14 protein-coding genes are annotated in these 17,688 nt (G+C 61.4%); 12 read left to right on the top strand and 2 right to left on the bottom strand.

The genetic code is table 11. The features are described 5' to 3' along the window. Positions 1-14 precede the first annotated feature (14 nt). Positions 15-311, top strand: a complete 297-nt coding sequence (locus E4P32_RS16115; RefSeq protein ID WP_116434840.1) for a hypothetical protein — start codon at positions 15-17, stop codon at positions 309-311. Between the two features lie 198 nt (positions 312-509). Next, on the top strand, positions 510-1,487 hold the full coding sequence (locus E4P32_RS16110; RefSeq protein ID WP_116435302.1) for an aldo/keto reductase: 978 nt from the start codon (positions 510-512) through the stop codon (positions 1,485-1,487). Between the two features lie 88 nt (positions 1,488-1,575). Here E4P32_RS16110 and E4P32_RS16105 read toward each other — a convergent pair whose 3' ends face one another. Both E4P32_RS16105 and E4P32_RS16100 read right to left on the bottom strand, forming a co-directional pair. Then, positions 1,576-3,123, bottom strand: a complete 1,548-nt coding sequence (locus tag E4P32_RS16105) for a methyl-accepting chemotaxis protein (RefSeq protein ID WP_116434841.1) — start codon at positions 3,121-3,123, stop codon at positions 1,576-1,578. A gap of 258 nt (positions 3,124-3,381) precedes the next feature. After that, entirely contained in the window at positions 3,382-7,008 is a 3,627-nt protein-coding gene (locus tag E4P32_RS16100) for a hydantoinase B/oxoprolinase family protein (RefSeq protein WP_116434842.1), read from the bottom strand. Between the two features lie 683 nt (positions 7,009-7,691). Here E4P32_RS16100 and E4P32_RS16095 point away from each other — a divergent pair. The 10 genes from E4P32_RS16095 (at position 7,692) to E4P32_RS16050 (ending at position 17,679) form a co-directional block, all read left to right on the top strand. Continuing rightward, a complete protein-coding gene (locus tag E4P32_RS16095) occupies positions 7,692-8,969 on the top strand; it encodes an ABC transporter substrate-binding protein (protein ID WP_116435303.1) in 1,278 nt (425 codons plus the stop codon). 139 nt (positions 8,970-9,108) lie between these two features. After that, positions 9,109-9,975 carry a branched-chain amino acid ABC transporter permease gene (locus E4P32_RS16090; RefSeq protein ID WP_116434843.1) on the top strand — a complete coding sequence of 289 codons (867 nt, stop codon included), beginning with the start codon at positions 9,109-9,111 and terminating at the stop codon, positions 9,973-9,975. Positions 9,976-10,008: 33 nt separating this feature from the next. Next, positions 10,009-11,058 carry a branched-chain amino acid ABC transporter permease gene (locus E4P32_RS16085; protein ID WP_116434844.1) on the top strand — a complete coding sequence of 350 codons (1,050 nt, stop codon included), beginning with the start codon at positions 10,009-10,011 and terminating at the stop codon, positions 11,056-11,058. Then, on the top strand, positions 11,055-11,768 hold the full coding sequence (locus E4P32_RS16080; RefSeq protein WP_116434845.1) for an ABC transporter ATP-binding protein: 714 nt from the start codon (positions 11,055-11,057) through the stop codon (positions 11,766-11,768). Before E4P32_RS16085 ends, E4P32_RS16080 begins: the two co-directional genes overlap by 4 nt. Then, positions 11,768-12,475 (top strand): ABC transporter ATP-binding protein, encoded by a 708-nt coding sequence (locus tag E4P32_RS16075; RefSeq protein WP_116434846.1) that lies wholly within the window; start codon positions 11,768-11,770, stop codon positions 12,473-12,475. The genes E4P32_RS16080 and E4P32_RS16075 overlap by 1 nt, the downstream gene beginning before the upstream one ends. Before the next feature lie 16 nt (positions 12,476-12,491). Then, complete coding sequence (locus E4P32_RS16070) at positions 12,492-13,271, top strand: putative hydro-lyase (protein ID WP_199525646.1); 780 nt, start codon at positions 12,492-12,494, stop codon at positions 13,269-13,271. Positions 13,272-13,368: 97 nt separating this feature from the next. Continuing rightward, on the top strand, positions 13,369-13,956 hold the full coding sequence (locus tag E4P32_RS16065) for a hypothetical protein (RefSeq protein WP_116434847.1): 588 nt from the start codon (positions 13,369-13,371) through the stop codon (positions 13,954-13,956). 232 nt (positions 13,957-14,188) lie between these two features. Continuing rightward, a complete protein-coding gene (locus E4P32_RS16060; protein WP_116434848.1) occupies positions 14,189-15,265 on the top strand; it encodes a porin in 1,077 nt (358 codons plus the stop codon). 231 nt (positions 15,266-15,496) lie between these two features. Continuing rightward, positions 15,497-17,152 (top strand): methyl-accepting chemotaxis protein, encoded by a 1,656-nt coding sequence (locus E4P32_RS16055; protein WP_116434849.1) that lies wholly within the window; start codon positions 15,497-15,499, stop codon positions 17,150-17,152. Then, on the top strand, positions 17,128-17,679 hold the full coding sequence (locus tag E4P32_RS16050) for a winged helix DNA-binding protein (protein WP_116434850.1): 552 nt from the start codon (positions 17,128-17,130) through the stop codon (positions 17,677-17,679). The genes E4P32_RS16055 and E4P32_RS16050 overlap by 25 nt, the downstream gene beginning before the upstream one ends. Positions 17,680-17,688 lie beyond the last annotated feature (9 nt).

Here is a 17,688-nt window from a genome sequence, read left to right as displayed (position 1 = left end):
TTACAGATATCGCCATGTCCACTACGTCGAACAGCATCGCCACCGAACAAAACGCCTCGCCGCCATTCCGTTGGCTCAATCCTTACCGTCCCACCAAGTTCAACGTCATCGTCGGCCTCGGCATCGCCGCCATCGTGCTGGCGCTGATCAACCTGTTCGTACCGGGTGCGCTGGGCGCTACCGCCTACCTGTCGAGCATCGCCGCCGGCGCCATCGCCTACGTGCTGGCCGAAGTGCTGCTGGTCACCATCGTCGTGGTCGGGCCGTTCGCCGGGTTTGTGTATGGTGTGATTGCGTTTTTCTCGCGCTGAAGAACATCCTTCGGGACAAGGCCGCAAGCTTCAGGTTTGCGGCCTTTTTCATTTTTCAGGCAGCGATGCCGAAATCCGTATTCCCCGCGCGCAATAATTCATTGGAAACGCGCACCCGTCCGGCATAACATGGCGGCCTCATCCGCGCGCCGCAATCCGGCGCCGCAGGCTCAACGCTTCAACCACAAGGACAAACACATGCAAACACGCAAACTCGCCCGCGACGGCCTGACGGTCCCCGAAGTCGGCCTCGGCTGCTGGCAACTGGGCGGAGGCTGGGGTGGCGACTGGGACAACGACGTCGCCCAGCAGACGCTGGCGCAAGCCTACGCTACCGGCGTGCGCTTCATCGACACCGCCGACGTCTACGGCGACGGCGCCAGCGAGCGTTCGATCGGCCAATTCCTGACCTCGCATAAAGACCTCACCGTCGCCACCAAGCTCGGACGCGGCGCCATCTATCCGGACGGCTACAGCCGCGAGGCCGTGCGCACGGCGACCCAGCGCTCGCTTGAACGCCTCGGCGTCGACAAGCTCGACCTGACGCAACTGCACTGTGTGCCGCCGGCCGTGCTCAAGGACGGCAAGATTTTCGACTGGATGCGCGAGTTGCGCGATGACGGTCTGATCACGCGCTTCGGCGCCAGTGTTGAAACCGTCGAAGAAGGCCTGTTGTGCCTGGAGCAGGAAGGCATGACTTCGCTGCAGATCATCTTCAACATTTTCCGCCAGAAGCCGCTGGCCGAATTGCTGCCGCAGGCAAAAGAAAAGGGCGTCGGGATTATCGTGCGGTTGCCATTGGCCAGCGGCCTGCTGAGCGGCAAGATGACGCGCGCCACCACCTTCAAGCCGGACGATCATCGCAACTTCAATCGCGACGGCCAGCAGTTCAATGTCGGCGAAACATTCGCCGGGCTGGAGTTCGCCACCGGCGTCGACCTGGCGCAGGAAATCGCCGCGCTGGTCCCGGCCGGCATGAGCATGCCGCAGATGGCGCTGCGCTGGATCCTCGATCACGACGCCGTGTCGGTGATCATCCCGGGTGCCAGTTCGCCGGCGCAGGTGTTGTCGAACGCGGGCGCATCGGCCTTGCCGCCGCTGCCGGCAGAACTGCATCAGAAGCTGACGACGCTGTATCGCGACAAGATCCACGCAGCGATTCGCGGACCTTACTAATTCAGCTACTCCAAAAAAGAAAAAGCCCACGACCGCAAGGCCGTGGGCTTTTTTCATGAACGGCTGAAGGTCAGCGTCAGAGTTTGCGTCAGAGTTTGAATACGCCGACCACCTTCACCAGGTTGTCGCCCTGCTGCTGCATCGACTTCGACGCGGCGGCGGCTTCTTCCACCAGCGCGGCGTTCTGCTGCGTGACTTCGTCCATCTGCGTGATGGCCAGGTTGACCTGGTCGATGCCTTCGCTCTGTTCATGGCTGGCGACGGCGATTTCCTTGATCATGTCGCTGACCTTGCGGATGCTGTCGACCACCTCGCTCATGGTCTGGCCGGCCTGGCCGACCAGGTCGGAACCGGCGCGCACTTCCTGTACCGAGCCGTCGATCAGCGATTTGATTTCCTTGGCGGCGGCGGCCGAGCGTTGCGCCAGGCTGCGCACTTCCGAGGCGACAACCGCAAAGCCGCGGCCCTGTTCGCCGGCGCGCGCTGCTTCGACCGCAGCGTTCAACGCCAGGATGTTGGTCTGGAAGGCAATGCCGTCGATCACGCTGATGATCTCGACGATCTTCTTCGACGAGGCGTTGATCGAGTCCATGGTCTGCACCACTTTCTCGACCACGTGACCACCTTCTTCGGCGACCGCCGAGGCGGACACGGCGAGTTCACTGGCCTGCTTGGCGTTGGCGGCGTTTTGCTTCACGGTGGAGGTGATTTCTTCCATCGCCGAGGCGGTTTCTTCCAGCGAGCTGGCTTGTTCTTCGGTGCGGTTGGACAAGTCCATGTTGCCGTGGGCGATCTCGTCGACCGATTCCTTGATCGAGTCGGTGGCCTTGAGGATGTTGTTGACCGTGTCGACCATGCGGTCGCGTGTGTAGGCGATGGACGACACCAGGCTGGCCTCGTCGCCCTTGCGTACGGCGATCACGCCGGTCAGGTCGCCTTCTGCGATCTTGCGCGCGATCTGCGATGCTTCGCTGGGTTCGCCGCCGATGGAGCGATAGATGTTGCGCACCACCAGCGTGGCGATCGCCGACATGACCGCGCCGAGGATCAGCAGCACGATGCCGGCCTTGATCAGCGAGCGGTAGAAGTCGGCCTGAATGTCATCCTGGTATACGCTGGCGACGAAGTCCCAGTTCCACGGTTTGAAGCGTTTGACGAAGCCCATCTTGGGGCTGGGTTTGGTCTCATTCGGACGCGGCCACCAGTACTCGAGGAAGCCTTCGCCGGCGGCCGATGAACCGGTCGCGGCGATCATCTTGTAGAGCTCGTTGCCTTTGGCGTCCTTGAAGTCGAGCATGTTCTTGCCGTTGAGCTTGGGGCTCATCGGATGCATCGCCACCACCGAGTCGGCGCCTACCAATGTGATGTAGCCGTTGCCGGTGTAGCGCTGGTCGGCCACGCGGGCGATGGCTTGCTTGCGGGCATCGTCGGCGGAAATCTTTCCCTCGGTCGACTGCTTGTGCAGGCCGGCCACGATGGAGTAGGACATTTCGGTGATGTCGATCAGCGCGTGCTGGCGATCGGCGATCTGCAGGTTGCGGGTTTCATAAATATTCCACAGCGACAGCGCAAAGAGCGCTATCCAGGCAAAGACCAGCGGCAGCCAGAGTTTCTGCTTCAAAGACATGTTGTTCACTACGAATTCCCCTTTAGATATGCCCGCCGGAGGCGGACAAAAATTTCCCTGAGCACACTCTTTTTATTGCCCTGCAAGAACATACTGAAACGTATTTTTGTCGAAAAATCTTAGCATGCAAAAAGCGTGCGAAAACGTGGAAATGAGGGGTAAACACTCAGTCTTTTCCTGATAAAAAAGCGGTACCCCCGTCATGTGACGGAGATACCGCAAAGGGACGACTGCTCAAGAGAAATGATTTACATCAATGCTGCAACTTCAGACCGGCTTGCCATAACCCCCGCCGCCCGGCGTGGCGATCACGAACACGTCGCCCGGCTGCACGTCGATGCTGGCGACGAAGCCCAGCTCTTCTTCGGTGCCGTCCTTGCGGATCACGGTGTTGCGGCCGCACTGGCCGGGCTCGCCTCCCGCTGCGCCGAACGGCGGCACGATGCGGTTGTTGGACAGGATCGAGGCCGTCATCGCTTCGAGGAAGCGGATCTTGCGCACGCCGCCATTGCCGCCGTGCCATTGACCGGCGCCGCCCGAGTTTTCGCGGATCTCATAGCTTTCCAGGCGAACCGGATAACGCCATTCGAGGATTTCCGGATCGGTCAGGCGCGAGTTGGTCATGTGCGTCTGCACCACATCAGTGCCGTTGAAACCCTGGCCGGCGCCGGAGCCGCCCGAGATGGTTTCGTAGTACTGATGCTCGCCGTTGCCGAAGGTGAAGTTGTTCATCGTGCCCGGCGCCGAGGCCAGCACACCGAGTGCGCCGTACAACGCATTGGTGATGCAGCTCGAGGTCTCGACGTTGCCAGATACCACTGCCGCGGGATAGCGCGGGTTCAGCATCGAGCCTTCCGGGATGATCACGTTGAGTGGTTTGAGGCAGCCGGCGTTGAGCGGGATTTCATCGTCCACCAGCGTGCGGAACACATACAGCACCGCCGCCATGCAGATCGCGCTGGGGGCGTTGAAGTTGTTGTTCAGCTGCGGCGAGGTGCCGGTGAAGTCGATGTCGGCGGTGCGTTCGGCGTGGTTGACGCGGATCGCCACCTTGATCACCGCGCCGTTGTCGAGCCGGTAGTCATAGCTGCTGTCCTTGAGCAGCGTGATGACGCGGCGTACGGCTTCTTCGGCGTTGTCCTGCACGTGGCCCATGTAGGCCTGCACCACTTCCAGGCTGAAGTGATCGACCATCTTCAGCAACTCGTCGACGCCCTTCTGGTTGGCGGCGATCTGCGCCTGCAGGTCGGCCAGGTTCTGCGCGATGTTGCGCGCAGGGTAGGGACCGGAGCCGAGCAAGGCCACGGTTTCCTGTTCGAGGAAACGTCCCGCGCGCACCAGTTGGAAGTTGTTGATCAGGATGCCTTCTTCTTCCACTACGGTGCTGTTGGCCGGCATCGAACCCGGCGTGATGCCGCCGATATCCGAATGGTGGCCGCGCGAGCCGACGTAGAACAGGATGTCCTTGCCGGCTTTGTCGAAGGCCGGCGTGATCACCGTGATGTCCGGCAAGTGCGTACCGCCGTGGTAAGGGTCGTTGAGCATGAAGACGTCGCCCGGCTGCATCTTGCCGGCGTTCTCGCGGATGATGGTGCGGATGCTTTCGCCCATCGAGCCCAGATGCACCGGGATGTGCGGCGCGTTGGCGATCAGGTTGCCCTGGGCGTCGAACAGCGCGCACGAGAAGTCCAGGCGCTCCTTGATGTTGACCGAGAAGGCGGTGTTCTGCAGGCGCAGGCCCATCTGCTCGGCGATGCTCATGAACAGGTTGTTGAACACTTCCAGCATCACCGGATCGGCTGTGGTGCCGATGGCTTTGCGTTGTACGCGCGCCTGGTAGCGCTGCATCACCAGATGGTTCAGCGGCGTCACTTCGGCCAGCCAGCCCGGTTCGACGATATTGGTGGCGTTCTTTTCCGCGATGATCGCAGGGCCGTGCACGACGTCGCCGGGACGCATGTCTTCACGGCGGTACAGTGCGGTGTCGTGCCACTGGCCGCCCGAGAACAGCTGCACGGTTTCGGTCGATTGGAGTGCACCGTCGCGCGGCGGCAACTGCTCGGTCTTTTCTTCACGGTCGGTGGATACGCCGATCGCTTCCACCGAAATGGCTTCGATGATCATGGTCTTGTCCGGCATCAGGAAAGAGTAGCGCTTCTTGTAGGCCGATTCGAACTGCGCCACCATGCCGGCGATATCGCCGAAGGCCACCACGATCACCGAATCGGTGCCGTCGTAGCGCAAATGGGCGCGCTTGATCACGTCGATCTGTGTCGGCATCACGCCTTGCGCCAGCAGATCATCTGCGGCTTGTGTGGCGAGCTTGTTCAGTTCCGCATCGAGCGTGCCGACCGAGCCGGTCGACAAGGGCAACTCCATCGCCTGTTCGCGCATCGCGGTCTGGTCCGCCAGTCCCATGCCGTAAGCCGACAGCACGCCGGCGAACGGATGCGCAAACACGCGCGTCATGCCCAGCGCATCGGCAACCAGGCAGGCATGCTGGCCGCCGGCGCCGCCGAAGGTGGTCAGGGTGTAGTCGGTGACGTCATGGCCGCGCTGCACTGAGATGAACTTGATCGCGTTGGCCATGTTGCCGACGGCGATGTCGATGAAGCCCTCGGCGACTTCTTCCGGCGTGCGGCGGTTGCCGGTTTCGGCATGGATGCGGTCGGCCAATTCGGTGAACTTGCGCACCACAGCGTCGCGGTCGAGCGCTTCGTCCGCAGCCGGGCCGAATACTTTCGGGAAGTAGGCCGGCTGGATCTTGCCCAGCATGACGTTGCAATCGGTGACCGCCAACTGGCCGCCGCGGCGATAACTGGCCGGGCCGGGATTGGCGCCGGCGCTGTCGGGACCGACGCGGTAGCGCGAACCGTCGAAATGCAGGATCGAGCCACCGCCCGCCGCCACCGTATGGATGCTCATCATCGGTGCGCGCATGCGCACGCCGGCAACTTGCGTTTCAAATTCGCGTTCGAACTCGCCGGCATAGTGCGACACGTCAGTCGAAGTGCCGCCCATGTCGAAGCCGATGATCTTGTCGAAACCGGCCGTCTCTGCCGTGCGCACCATGCCGACGATGCCGCCGGCCGGGCCGGACAGGATCGAGTCCTTGCCCTGGAAGCGATGGGCGTCGGTGAGGCCGCCGTTGCTTTGCATGAACAGCAGGCGCACGCCGTCCATTTCACCAGCGACCTGGTCGACGTAGCGGCGCAGGATCGGCGACAAATACGCGTCGACCACCGTGGTGTCGCCGCGCGAGACCAGCTTCATCATCGGGCTGACTTCGTGCGATACCGAGACTTGCGTATAGCCGAGTTCGGCGGCGATCTCCGCCAGCTTTTCTTCATGCGCAGTAAAGCGGTAGCCGTGCATCAGCACGATGGCGACGGCGCGATAGCCCTCCTTATATAAGGCAGCCAATTCCTGGCGCACCGACACCGTGTCGAGCGGCTGTACCACGTCGCCGTGCGCGCTCAGACGCTCATCGACTTCCACGACTTTTTCAAACAGCAATTCCGGCAGCACGATGTTGCGGTCGAACAGGCGTGGACGATTTTGATACGCGATGCGCAAGGCGTCGCGGAAGCCCTTGGTGATCACCAATACGGTCGGATCGCCCTTGCGCTCGAGCAGCGCATTGGTGGCGACGGTGGTGCCCATCTTCACCGCTTCGACCTGCTGCGGCGAGATCGCTTCATCGGGTTTGAGTCCAAGCAGGCGCTTGATGCCGGCCACGGCCGCGTCCTTGTATTGCTCGGGATTCTCGGACAGCAGCTTGTGCGTCAACAGCGTGCCGTCGGGCTGGCGCGCAACGATGTCGGTAAACGTGCCGCCGCGATCGATCCAGAACTGCCAGCGTTGTTCCCCCAGTGTTGTCTGCTCTTTATTCATGGTGCATTGCCTTTCTCGATTGAACTTTCAGGTGCATTTTTGTTGATGAATTATCGACACTTTGCACATAAACCGTGCGATCAGGGCCGAACGTTTTGCTGAGGAAACATCGGGGAAGCCCGCCATATCCTCCTTAAAGCCTTGCTGTATCTGTGTTTGCGTCTGAAGTGGCGATCACGCTGCAAAACTGGCACGCGCTTTGCTAATAACTCGTCAATGATTTGGCGATCATTTATTTTTATTAATATTAATAATTTATTGACATATTATCGACGAAACATATAGGATTCAAGAAAAAAATCAAGGAGACAAAAAATGGCGAAAGAACGACGCATAACGCGGTGAAGTGCAAACCAACGCAACCACCGCCGCCATTTTCAAGCGTGCCCCCGACGTCGGCGAAATGCCGGCGAGCAATAGCGCAAGTGCGGGGCAAGGCCATGAATCCTGAGTCACCTGAATCAAGCAGTCGATAGAAGTCAGCGCAACACCAGCACATAAGTCCAGTCGGGCAACCGGCCTGGAGTGGATCAACACAGCCTTCGCTTTTGCGATGGCGGTGGGGTGGAAGTTTTTGTGGTGATTTTGGGTAGCTCCCGGGCAGGGTGCGGCAGATGTCATGCAGCGGTCTGCGGTGGGAGGAATTTTTGGATGTCAGTCAATACAACAAGGAGCGTCTCATCATGTTAGGTCTCGTCTTCAAACGTGTTTTCAAAGCCGGCCTGGCCGTGTCTTTCAGCGTTGCCGCCTTCTCGGCGCAAGCGCAACAGCAGGAAATCAAGATCGGCGTCATCTATCCCCTGAGCGGCGCCGCCGCTTCCACCGGCGCTGAAATGAAGGACGCGCTGGAACTGGCCGCCGACATCATCAACAACGGCGCCAAGGGCGTGCCCAACCTGCCGTTCTCGGCCGGCGGCGGTCTGCCCAACCTGAAGGGCGCCAAGATCAAGCTGGTGTTCGCCGATTCGCAAGGCAACCCGCAGGTCGGCGCCACCGAAGCCGAACGCCTGATCACGCAGGAGAAGGTCGTCGCCGTGGTCGGCGCCTACTTCAGCAACGTCACCGCCACCACCAGCCAGGTCGCGGAACGCTACAAGGTGCCTTACCTGAATCCGGAATCGTCGTCGGCTTCGCTGACGCAGCGCGGCTTCAAGTGGTTCTTCCGCACCACGGCGCACGACGACCTGTTCGTCACCAACTTCTATGAATTCTTCAAGGAGCTGGAAGCCAAGAAGGGCATCAAGATCAGCAAGCTCGGCGCCTTCAACGAAAACACGCTGTGGGGCAACGAGACCACCAAGCTGGAAACCAAGCTGTCCAAGGACCGCGGCTACGATCTGGTGAAGACCATCGTCTATCCGGCCAAGAGCACCCAGCTGACCTCCGAAGTGCAGCTGCTCAAAGCCGCCGCACCGCAAGTGGTGATGCAGTCCTCCTACCTGGGCGACGCCATCCTGTCGATGAAGACGTACAAGGAACTGGGCTTCACGCCGGACATGATCCTGGCCAACGACGCCGGTTTCATCGACACCGAGTTCGTCAAGACGCTGGGCAAGGACGCCGACTTCATCATCACCCGCGATGTCTGGTCGCTTGACCTGGCCGGCAAGAATCCGCTGATCAAGCAAGTCAACGATCTGTTCAACGCCCGCTTCAAGATCAACTTCACCGGCAACTCGTCGCGTACCTTCACCGGTCTGATGACGCTGGCCGATGCGATCAACCGCGCCGGCTCTACCGATCCTGAAGCGATCCGCAAGGCGCTGTCGGAAACCAACATCCCCGGCAACAAGCTGATCATGCCGTGGAAGGGCGTCAAGTTCGACGAGCACGGCCAGAACACGCTGAGCTCCGGCATCCTGCTGCAAATCATCAACGGCAAGTACTACACCGTGTGGCCGTTCGACATGGCAACGCGCGACATCGTGTGGCCGATGCCGAAGTGGGATCAGCGCAAGTAAAAAGCAGCAAGCAATCAGTCTTTCCGGTGGCAGACGGAAGGCCGCAGCGACAAGAACAACAATGCGCGGCCTTCCTTTTCAGATTCAATTTTTATCGCGGGTATTTACGGCGCGTAAATAGTTCGTAAAGGGGAAATTCATGACTTGGGATATTTTGGTGCAGACCCTGGCGTCCGGCCTGTTGATCGGACTTATTTATGCGCTCGTGGCAATCGGTTTGACGCTGATCTTCGGCGTGATGGACATCGTCAACTTCGCCCACGGCGAATTCCTGATGTTCGGCATGTATTCGAGCTTCTGGCTGTTCGCGCTGTATGCGCTCGATCCGATCTTTACCTTACCGCTCACCGCGCTGTTCCTGTTCGGACTGGGCGCGCTGCTGTACAAGCTGGTGATCCGCAAGATCACCAATGCGCCGATGGTGTCGCAGATCTTCACGACCTTCGGCCTGATGATCTTGTTCCGCGGCATCGCGCAGTTCTTCTGGAAGGCCGACTTCCGCACCATCGAAAACTCCATGGTCGCCGGCCACGTCTCGCTCGGCGGCATCCAGATCGGCTCGCCGCAACTGACCGCCGGCCTCGGCGCGATCGTGGTCACCGGTGTGATCTACCTGTTTCTGACCCGCACCAAACTCGGCGCCGCACTGGAAGCGACCGCCGCCGACAAAGAGGCGGCACAACTGATGGGCATCGATTCGCAAAAGATGTTCGCGCTGGCCTGGGGCGTCGGCGCCGCCTGTGCCGGTGTGGCGGGCGCCTTGCTGTCGACCTTCTTCCCGATCTTCCCGGAAGTCGGCGCCAACTTCATCCTCATCGCCTTCGTGGTGGTCAACCTGGGCGGCTTCGGCAGCGTGGTCGGCGCACTGATTGCAGGTGTACTGGTCGGCGTGATCGAAGTGATGGGCGGTTTGTTCCTGGGACCGCAATACAAGATGGCGATCGTGCTGGTGCTGTTCCTGACAGTGCTGATGTTCCGTCCGCAAGGTTTGATGGGCAAGGCCTGAGCCTGACCACACAATTACTCGGAGAGAAACCTCATGCTCAAAACTACTTCCAGCCTGCCGCTGACGCCCACCGCGTCCGCTCCGGGCTTCAATAAAACGCACGGACTGCTGGTCGCGCTGCTGCTGCTGGCGCTGGCCTTGCCGCTGTACATCACCAGCCCGTCGCACCAGAACCTGGCGATCCTGATCCTGATGGCGGCGCAGATCGGCGTGTCCTGGAACATCGTCGGCGGCTACGCCGGCCAGGTCTCGCTGGGCCACGTCGCCTTCTACGGTATCGGCGCCTACACTTCGGCGATCCTGTTCTCGGTCTACGGCGTCAATCCGTGGTTCGCCATGGTGGTCGGCGGCGTCATCGCGGCGCTGGTCAGCCTGGTGATTGGCTGGTCCTGCTTCCGCCTCAAGGGCCATTACTTCGCAATGGCAACGATTGCGGTCGCCGAAATCATCCAGATCGTCTTCACCAACTGGGACTTCGCAGGAGCAGCAGTCGGCCTGACGATCCCGATGGGCGAGGGTGGCTGGGCCAGCATGATCTTCGCCGGAAAGGAGCCGTACTACTACATCGCGCTCGGCCTGCTGCTGGTCACGCTGCTGGCCAACTTCATCATCGAACGCAGCTTCCTCGGCTACTACTTCCGCGCCATCAAGGATGAGCCGGACGCCGCCCGCAGCCTTGGCGTCAGTCTCAGCAAATACAAGCAGATCGCATTCGCTGTGAGCAGCTTCTTCACCGCCATGGGCGGTAGCCTGTACGCGCAGAAAGAACTGTACATCGATCCGGCCTCGGTGCTGGGCACCGGCATGTCGATCAAGATGGCGCTGGTGGCGATTCTCGGCGGCATCGGCACGCTGTTCGGCCCGCTGGTCGGCGCCGGTCTGCTGACCGCCATCGAAGAAGGCACGCGCACCTTCTTCGGCGGTTCCGGCCGCGGCACCGACCTGATCATCTACGCCGCACTGATCATCGTCATCGCGGTGTACTACCCGAACGGCATCCTCGGTTACATCAAGAGCGTGTTCGCCCGCCGCAAGGCCATCAAGGCGCAGGCTGAAAATGCCGCCAAGGAGGACACGAAATGAGTTTGCTACGCGTAGAAAACGTCTACAAGAAATTCGGCGGCCTGACCGCCAACCAAGATATTTCCTTCACGGTCCAGGCCGGCGAGATCGTCGGCCTGATCGGCCCCAACGGCGCCGGCAAGACCACCATGTTCAACTGCATCGCCGGCTACTCGCCGCCGACCACGGGCGACATCTGGCTGGAGGATCTCAAAATTTCCGGCATGTCGCCGGAGCAGTGTGCCCGCATCGGCATCGGCCGCACCTTCCAGGTGGCGCGCACCTTCACCAGCATGACTGCGCTGGAAAACGTCATGGTCGGTGCCTTCCTCAACGAGCGCGGCGTTGGCGCGGCGCGGCGCACCGCGCAGGAGCTGCTGGACTTCGTCAACCTTGGCCGCTTTGCCGACAAGCCGGCCGGCAGCATGACCATCAGCGAACAGCGCCGCCTGGCGGTGGCGCGCGCGTTGGCGGTCAAGCCCAAGCTGCTGCTGATGGACGAAGTCATGGCCGGCCTCAACCCGACCGAAGTGCGCGAGACCGTCGACGTGGTGCTGAAGATCCGCGACCAGGGCATTTCCTGTCTGATCGTCGAGCACGTGCTGGAAGGCATCATGCCGATCGCCAACCAGATCGTGGTGCTCGACTACGGCAAGAAGATTGCCGACGGTTCGCCGCACGACGTATCCAACGATCCGCATGTGATCGCCGCCTATTTGGGAGATGAATGATGCTACAGGTGAGAAATCTGCGAGCCAGCTATGACGGCGTGCTGGCCTTGTCCAAAGTCGATATCGACGTCAAGCCGGGCAGCCTGGTGGCGCTGGTGGGCGGCAACGGCAACGGCAAGTCGACCACGCTGCGCGCGATTGCCGGCCTCAACAAGGTCGACGCCGGCAGCATCGTGTTTGATAACACCGACATCGGCAAGGTGGCGCCGTTCGACCGCGTCGGCCTCGGCCTGTCGCTGGTGCCGGAAGGCCGCCGCCTGTTCGGCCGCCTGAGCGTGCAGCGCAACCTTGAACTCGGCGCCTACACGCGCAGCGACAAGCACGAGATAGCCGAATCGATCGAAGAGATGTACGCGACTTTCCCCATCATCAAGGAACGCCGCCATCAACTGGCCGGCACCATGAGCGGCGGCGAGCAGCAGATGCTGGCGATTGCGCGCGGTCTGATGGCCAAGCCGCGCCTGTTGTTGCTGGACGAGCCGTCGTGGGGCATCGCACCCAAGTTCGTGACCAAGGTGCTCGACACCATCCAGCAGGTCAACGCCAAGGGCGTGTCTATCCTGCTGGTGGAGCAAAACCTGCACAAGGCGCTGGCGATTGCGGATTACGGCTACGTGATCCAGACCGGCCGCATCGTGATGGAAGGCACCGGCAGCGAACTGCTGAACAACGACGACATCAAGAAGGCTTACCTGGGAGGCTTGTAAGGTGATGACGACCCACATGAAGATGACCCAAGACGCGGCGCTGTCCGCCGCCGACCTGCGCGCACTGTGCCGGTCCGGCACGTTCGACGGCCCGACCGCCGGTTATGCCGACGGCCACGTGCAGGCCAACCTGATGATCGTGCCGCGCGAATACGCTTTCGATTTCCTGCTGTTTTGCCAGCGCAATCCCAAGCCTTGCCCGCTGGTGGAAGTGCTGGAGCCGGGCCGTTTCGAGCCGCGCAGCGCACCCGGCGCCGACCTGCGCACCGACGCGCCGGGTTACCGGATTTTTGAAAATGGCGTACTGCAGCAGGAGGTCGCCGATATCTCCACGTATTGGCGCGACGACCTGGTGAGTTTCCTGATCGGTTGCAGCTTCTCGTTCGAAAGCGCGCTGATCGAGGGCGGCATCCCGCTGCGCCATATCGAACAGCAACGCAACGTCGCCATGTACAAGACCAATATGCCGTGCACGCCGGCCGGACGTTTCACCGGCAACGCGGTGGTCAGCATGCGTCCGGTCAAGAGCCGCGACATCGCCCGTGCGGTGGAGATCACGGCGCGCCTGCCGCAGGTGCATGGTGCGCCGGTGCACATCGGCAATCCGCAGGCGATCGGCATCGTCGATCTGATGCGGCCGGATTTCGGCGATGCCGTCGAGATCATGGACGATGAATTGCCGGTGTTCTGGGCTTGCGGCGTGACGCCGCAATACGTTGCCGAACTCAGCAAGCTGCCGTTCTGCATCACCCATGCACCCGGCAAGATGTTCGTCACCGACCGTCTCAACGAATAGCCATGTAAGCACCATCCGAAGCGCCTGCACCACAGAGCAATGCGGTGCGCGCAGATCCCATAGCGACGGGCCCGCCCGTCATGAAACGAGGAATTTTATGTTGACGCATAAATCCCTGTTGGAAGCGTACGTCTATGCAAAAGACAAATGCTGTCCTTCATTGATCCATGACATCTACGAACCGAACGCGGTGCTGAGCATTTCGACCTCGGCCAACGCGGTGGCGTTTCCGCCGCTGGTGGTCGGCGCCGACGGCATCGCGCAGACGCTGGTGACCGACTTCGCCAAGCGCTTCACGCATTGCCGCACCTATTACGTGTGCGACGAGCTGGACGTCAATAACGGCCGCATCGAACAACTGCCGTGGCTGGTGCTGATGCGCGAGGAAGAAACCGCGTCGTTGCGCATCGGACGCGGTTACTACAACTGGCAACTGAACCAGCATCCGGAAGAGCTGTGGCGCGCCAGCGAAATGCACATCCGCATCGACCACATGATGCTGATGGCCGACGTCGCCGGCGACCTGCTGACGACCTTGCATTCGTTCCTGCCGTATCCGTGGCTGCCGCCGCGCGTGCTGGATTCGTCGTTCGGCTTCATCGGCGACAGCAGTCCGGCATTCGCCTTCCTCAAGGAATTCAGGAGCAACAAGTTCGAGCTGCCGCGCGAGCGGCTGACGGCATAGCAAGAAGCAAAAGCAAGAAACAGAAAAAGCAGGAAAAAGAATGGCGACGCGCAGCTGAAAAGGGGAACAAGGCTGCGCGTCCAGGAGTTCTCTTTGAACGCGCCGGGACAACGGCCATTGTCCCGGCGCCGCAGAGAGCAGGCGCATGCCGGCCAGCAGGAGGGCGCGCACAACATTTGGCCGGTACGCGGTTTATTGGGTTTGATGCAATTTCATCTATCGGGGAGTTTCAATGAAACATAAAGTCTTGGCTGCAGCGGCGTTTGCCGCAGTCGGCATCCAGGCCGCGCCTGTCCAGGCGCAGTCGTCGGTCACGATCTACGGTCTGATCGACACCGGCATCGTGGTCGAAAGCGGCGGCGCAGCAGGTCACGTCACCAAACTGACCAGCGGCATCAGCGGCGGTTCGCGCATCGGTTTCAAAGGCACGGAAGATCTGGGCGGCGGCATGTCGGCGCTGTTCCTGCTCGAAACCGGCTTCCAGAACGACACCGGCGCATTGGGCCAGGGCGGCTTGCTGTTCGGCCGTCAAAGCTATGTCGGCCTGGGCGGCGGTTTCGGTACCGTCACTGCCGGTCGCCAGTACACGCCGCAATACCTGGTGCTGTCTGCTGTTGATCCGTTCGGCACCGGTTACGCCGGCGACGCAGCCAACCTGATGCCGAACACCGGCAACGGCGCCAGCCGCATGGACAACACCATCAAGTACGCTTCGCCCAACTTCGGCGGCGTGACCGGTGAACTGGCTTACGGCTTCGGCGAAACCGCCGGCAGCACCAAGGCCGCCAGCCAGATTGGCGCAGCCGTCGGCTATGCCAACGGTCCGTTGAACGTGCGCCTGGGTTTCCACGGCCGCAACAACGACACGGTGACTACCCAGACCGGCTCCGGCCGCAGCACGCTGCTCGGCGCGACCTACAACTTCGGTCCCGTCAAGCTGCACGCCGCGTACGGCATCAACAAGGGTCTCAACAGCTCGCCGCTGCGCAACACCGTCAACCCGTACGGCACCACGCCGATCGTGGCGTCCACCGACAGCGCCGACATCCTGGTCGGCGTGACGGTGCCGTTCGGTGTGCAGCATACGTTCCTGGCGTCCTACATTCGCAAGAATGACAAGACCGCGCTGAACCAGGATGCGGATCAGTTCGCACTCGGCTATCGCTATGCCTTGTCCAAGCGCACCGACTTGTACGCGATGTATGCCCACATCAAGAACAAGAACGGCGCGCCGTACACAGTCGGCAGCTCGATCGAGGCAGGTAGCGGCAACAGCGCCTGGAACATGGGCATCCGCCACACGTTCTGAGCGTTCTTCCGGCGGCTGCGTCCTGAAGGCAAGTGGTTCCTGGAAAAACACTTGTCTTCAGGCGTAGTCCTCCGGGCCTGATTGCCGGCGGCTTTGAGATTTGCCGATTGCGGCGGGGCCGCGAATTTTCATATCCCCGCCGCAAGCGGCCGATTCTTTCTTGAGGAAAGCCGTCGGCCAGGCGGACCTGTACCAACGCGTATTTTTGTCGTGAACATTGAGGGGTGGAAAATGAAGAAACTGTCTCACCTGAAAATCGGACAACGCCTCGGCCTCGGGTTCGGCGTGGTCATCCTGCTGATGCTCGGCCTGACCGTGATCGGCGTCTACCGCCTCAACCAGATCAACGGCAACATCCGCAGCATCGCCAACGATTTCTATCCGCGCACGGTCATGGCCAACACGGTCAAGGGTGCGCTCGACGAAACCGCGCGCAGCATGCGCAACCTGCTGTTCATGAGCACCGTCGACGAGATCAAGGGCGAGCTCGATGCAATTACCCGCGCCGGCGCCGTCATTGACGAGACGCTCAAGCGCTTTGCGCGCGACACGCCATCCGCCGAAGGCAAGCGCATGCTCGACGCCGTCAACGCGGCGCGTGCGCAGTACACGCCGGTGCTCAACAATTTCCTGGCGGCAGTCAAGGACGGCCAGGTGGAGCAGGCGCGCGACCTGATCCTGCCGGAGATCGCGCCCTACCAGGTGGCGTACTTCAAGGCGCTCGACAACCTGATCGCCTTCCAGGGGCGCGGCATGGAGCAGGCCGGCCAGGAAGCGGAGCGTGTCTCCGGCGCGGCCAGCGTGCTGATGATTGCGATGGCGACGATCGCCTCGCTGCTGGCGGTGCTGGTCGGCTATTCGGTCATGCGCAGCATCACGCGTCCGTTGAACGCCGCCATCAACATCGCCGAGCGCGTCGCCGGCGGCGACTTGTCGGTGCGTGTCGAGAACAGCGCCCACGACGAAACCGGAAAACTGCTGACTGCGCTGCAAGGCATGCGCGACGGCCTGGTCAACGCCGTCACCCAAGTGCGCGACGGCTCTGACGCCATCTCGGTGGCTGCCCGTGAAATAGCCGACGGCAACGCCAACCTGTCGGCGCGCACCGAACTGCAGGCCAGCACGCTGGAAGAAACCGCCAGCTCGATGCTGGAGCTGACCGACGCCGTCAACCACAACGCCGAGAACGCGCGCCAGGCCAACCAGCTGGTGATGAATGCCTCGCAAGTGGCGACGCAGGGCGGCGACGTGGTCACGCAAGTGGTCAACACCATGCGCGAAATCAAGGACAGCTCGCGCCAGATCGTCGAGATCATCGGCGTCATCGACGGCATCGCATTCCAGACCAATATCCTCGCATTGAACGCCGCAGTGGAAGCGGCTCGGGCCGGCGAACAGGGCCGCGGCTTCGCCGTAGTGGCGGCGGAAGTGCGCGGACTGGCGCAGCGCAGCGCCTCGGCCGCCAAGGAAATCGCCGGACTGATCCAGAACTCGGTCAAGAAAGTCGACGCCGGCAGCACGCTGGTGGACCAGGCCGGCACCACCATGCAGGACATCGTGCGCAGCGTCAAACACGTGGCCGACATCATGACCGAGATCTCCGCCGCCAGCGATGAGCAGAGCGCCGGCATCCGCCAGGTCAACGACGCCATCGAACAGATCGACGACATGACCCAGCAGAACTCGGCGCTGGTCGAACAGGCCGCCGCCGCCGCGCAAAGCATGCATGACCAGTCGATGGCGCTGGGCCGCGCGGTGTCGATCTTCAAGATCGAGGCGCCCGGCGATATCCAGACCATCGGTATCGGCGGGATACATGCCGATCCTGCACCCGCCAGAATTTCATATCAGGAGCCAGCGCCATGTCGACCGCAAAGAAAAACGTAAAGGCCACCTTCGCGCAAAACGTCGCCAAGGTTCCCATCGTATCGTCGTTGCACCTGGCATCAGGGAGAAGCAAGGAATTGAGCGAGTTCGAGTTCGGCATGATCATCGCCAGCAATGCCTTCAACCGCTGGATGGTGCGTTGCATCTCCGCCGCAGGCATGAAGGACATGACCGCCACCGACGTGCTGGTGCTGCATCACATCAACCATCGCGCGCGCGAGAAGAAACTGGCCGACATTTCTTTCATCCTCAACATCGAGGACACGCACGTGGTCAACTATTCGCTCAAGAAGCTGCATTCGCTGGGCCTGGTCAACACCGAGAAGCGCGGCAAGGAAGTACTGTACTCGACCAACGAGGCCGGGCAGGACATCTGCAAGCGCTACTACGACATCCGCGAGCAGTTGCTGGTGTCCGGCCTGACCGGGGATGAGGCGGAGAGCTTCGAGCTGGAGGAGCTGGCGCGCTTCCTGCGCATCCTGTCGGGGCTGTATGAACAGGCGGCGCGTTCGGCGACGTCGATGTAAAGGCAGCAG

This window comes from Herbaspirillum sp. 3R11 (assembly GCF_004563925.1).
In the GTDB taxonomy this organism is placed as follows: Bacteria; Pseudomonadota; Gammaproteobacteria; order Burkholderiales; family Burkholderiaceae_D; genus Herbaspirillum.
This window is presented reverse-complemented; position numbering and strand designations above follow the sequence as displayed.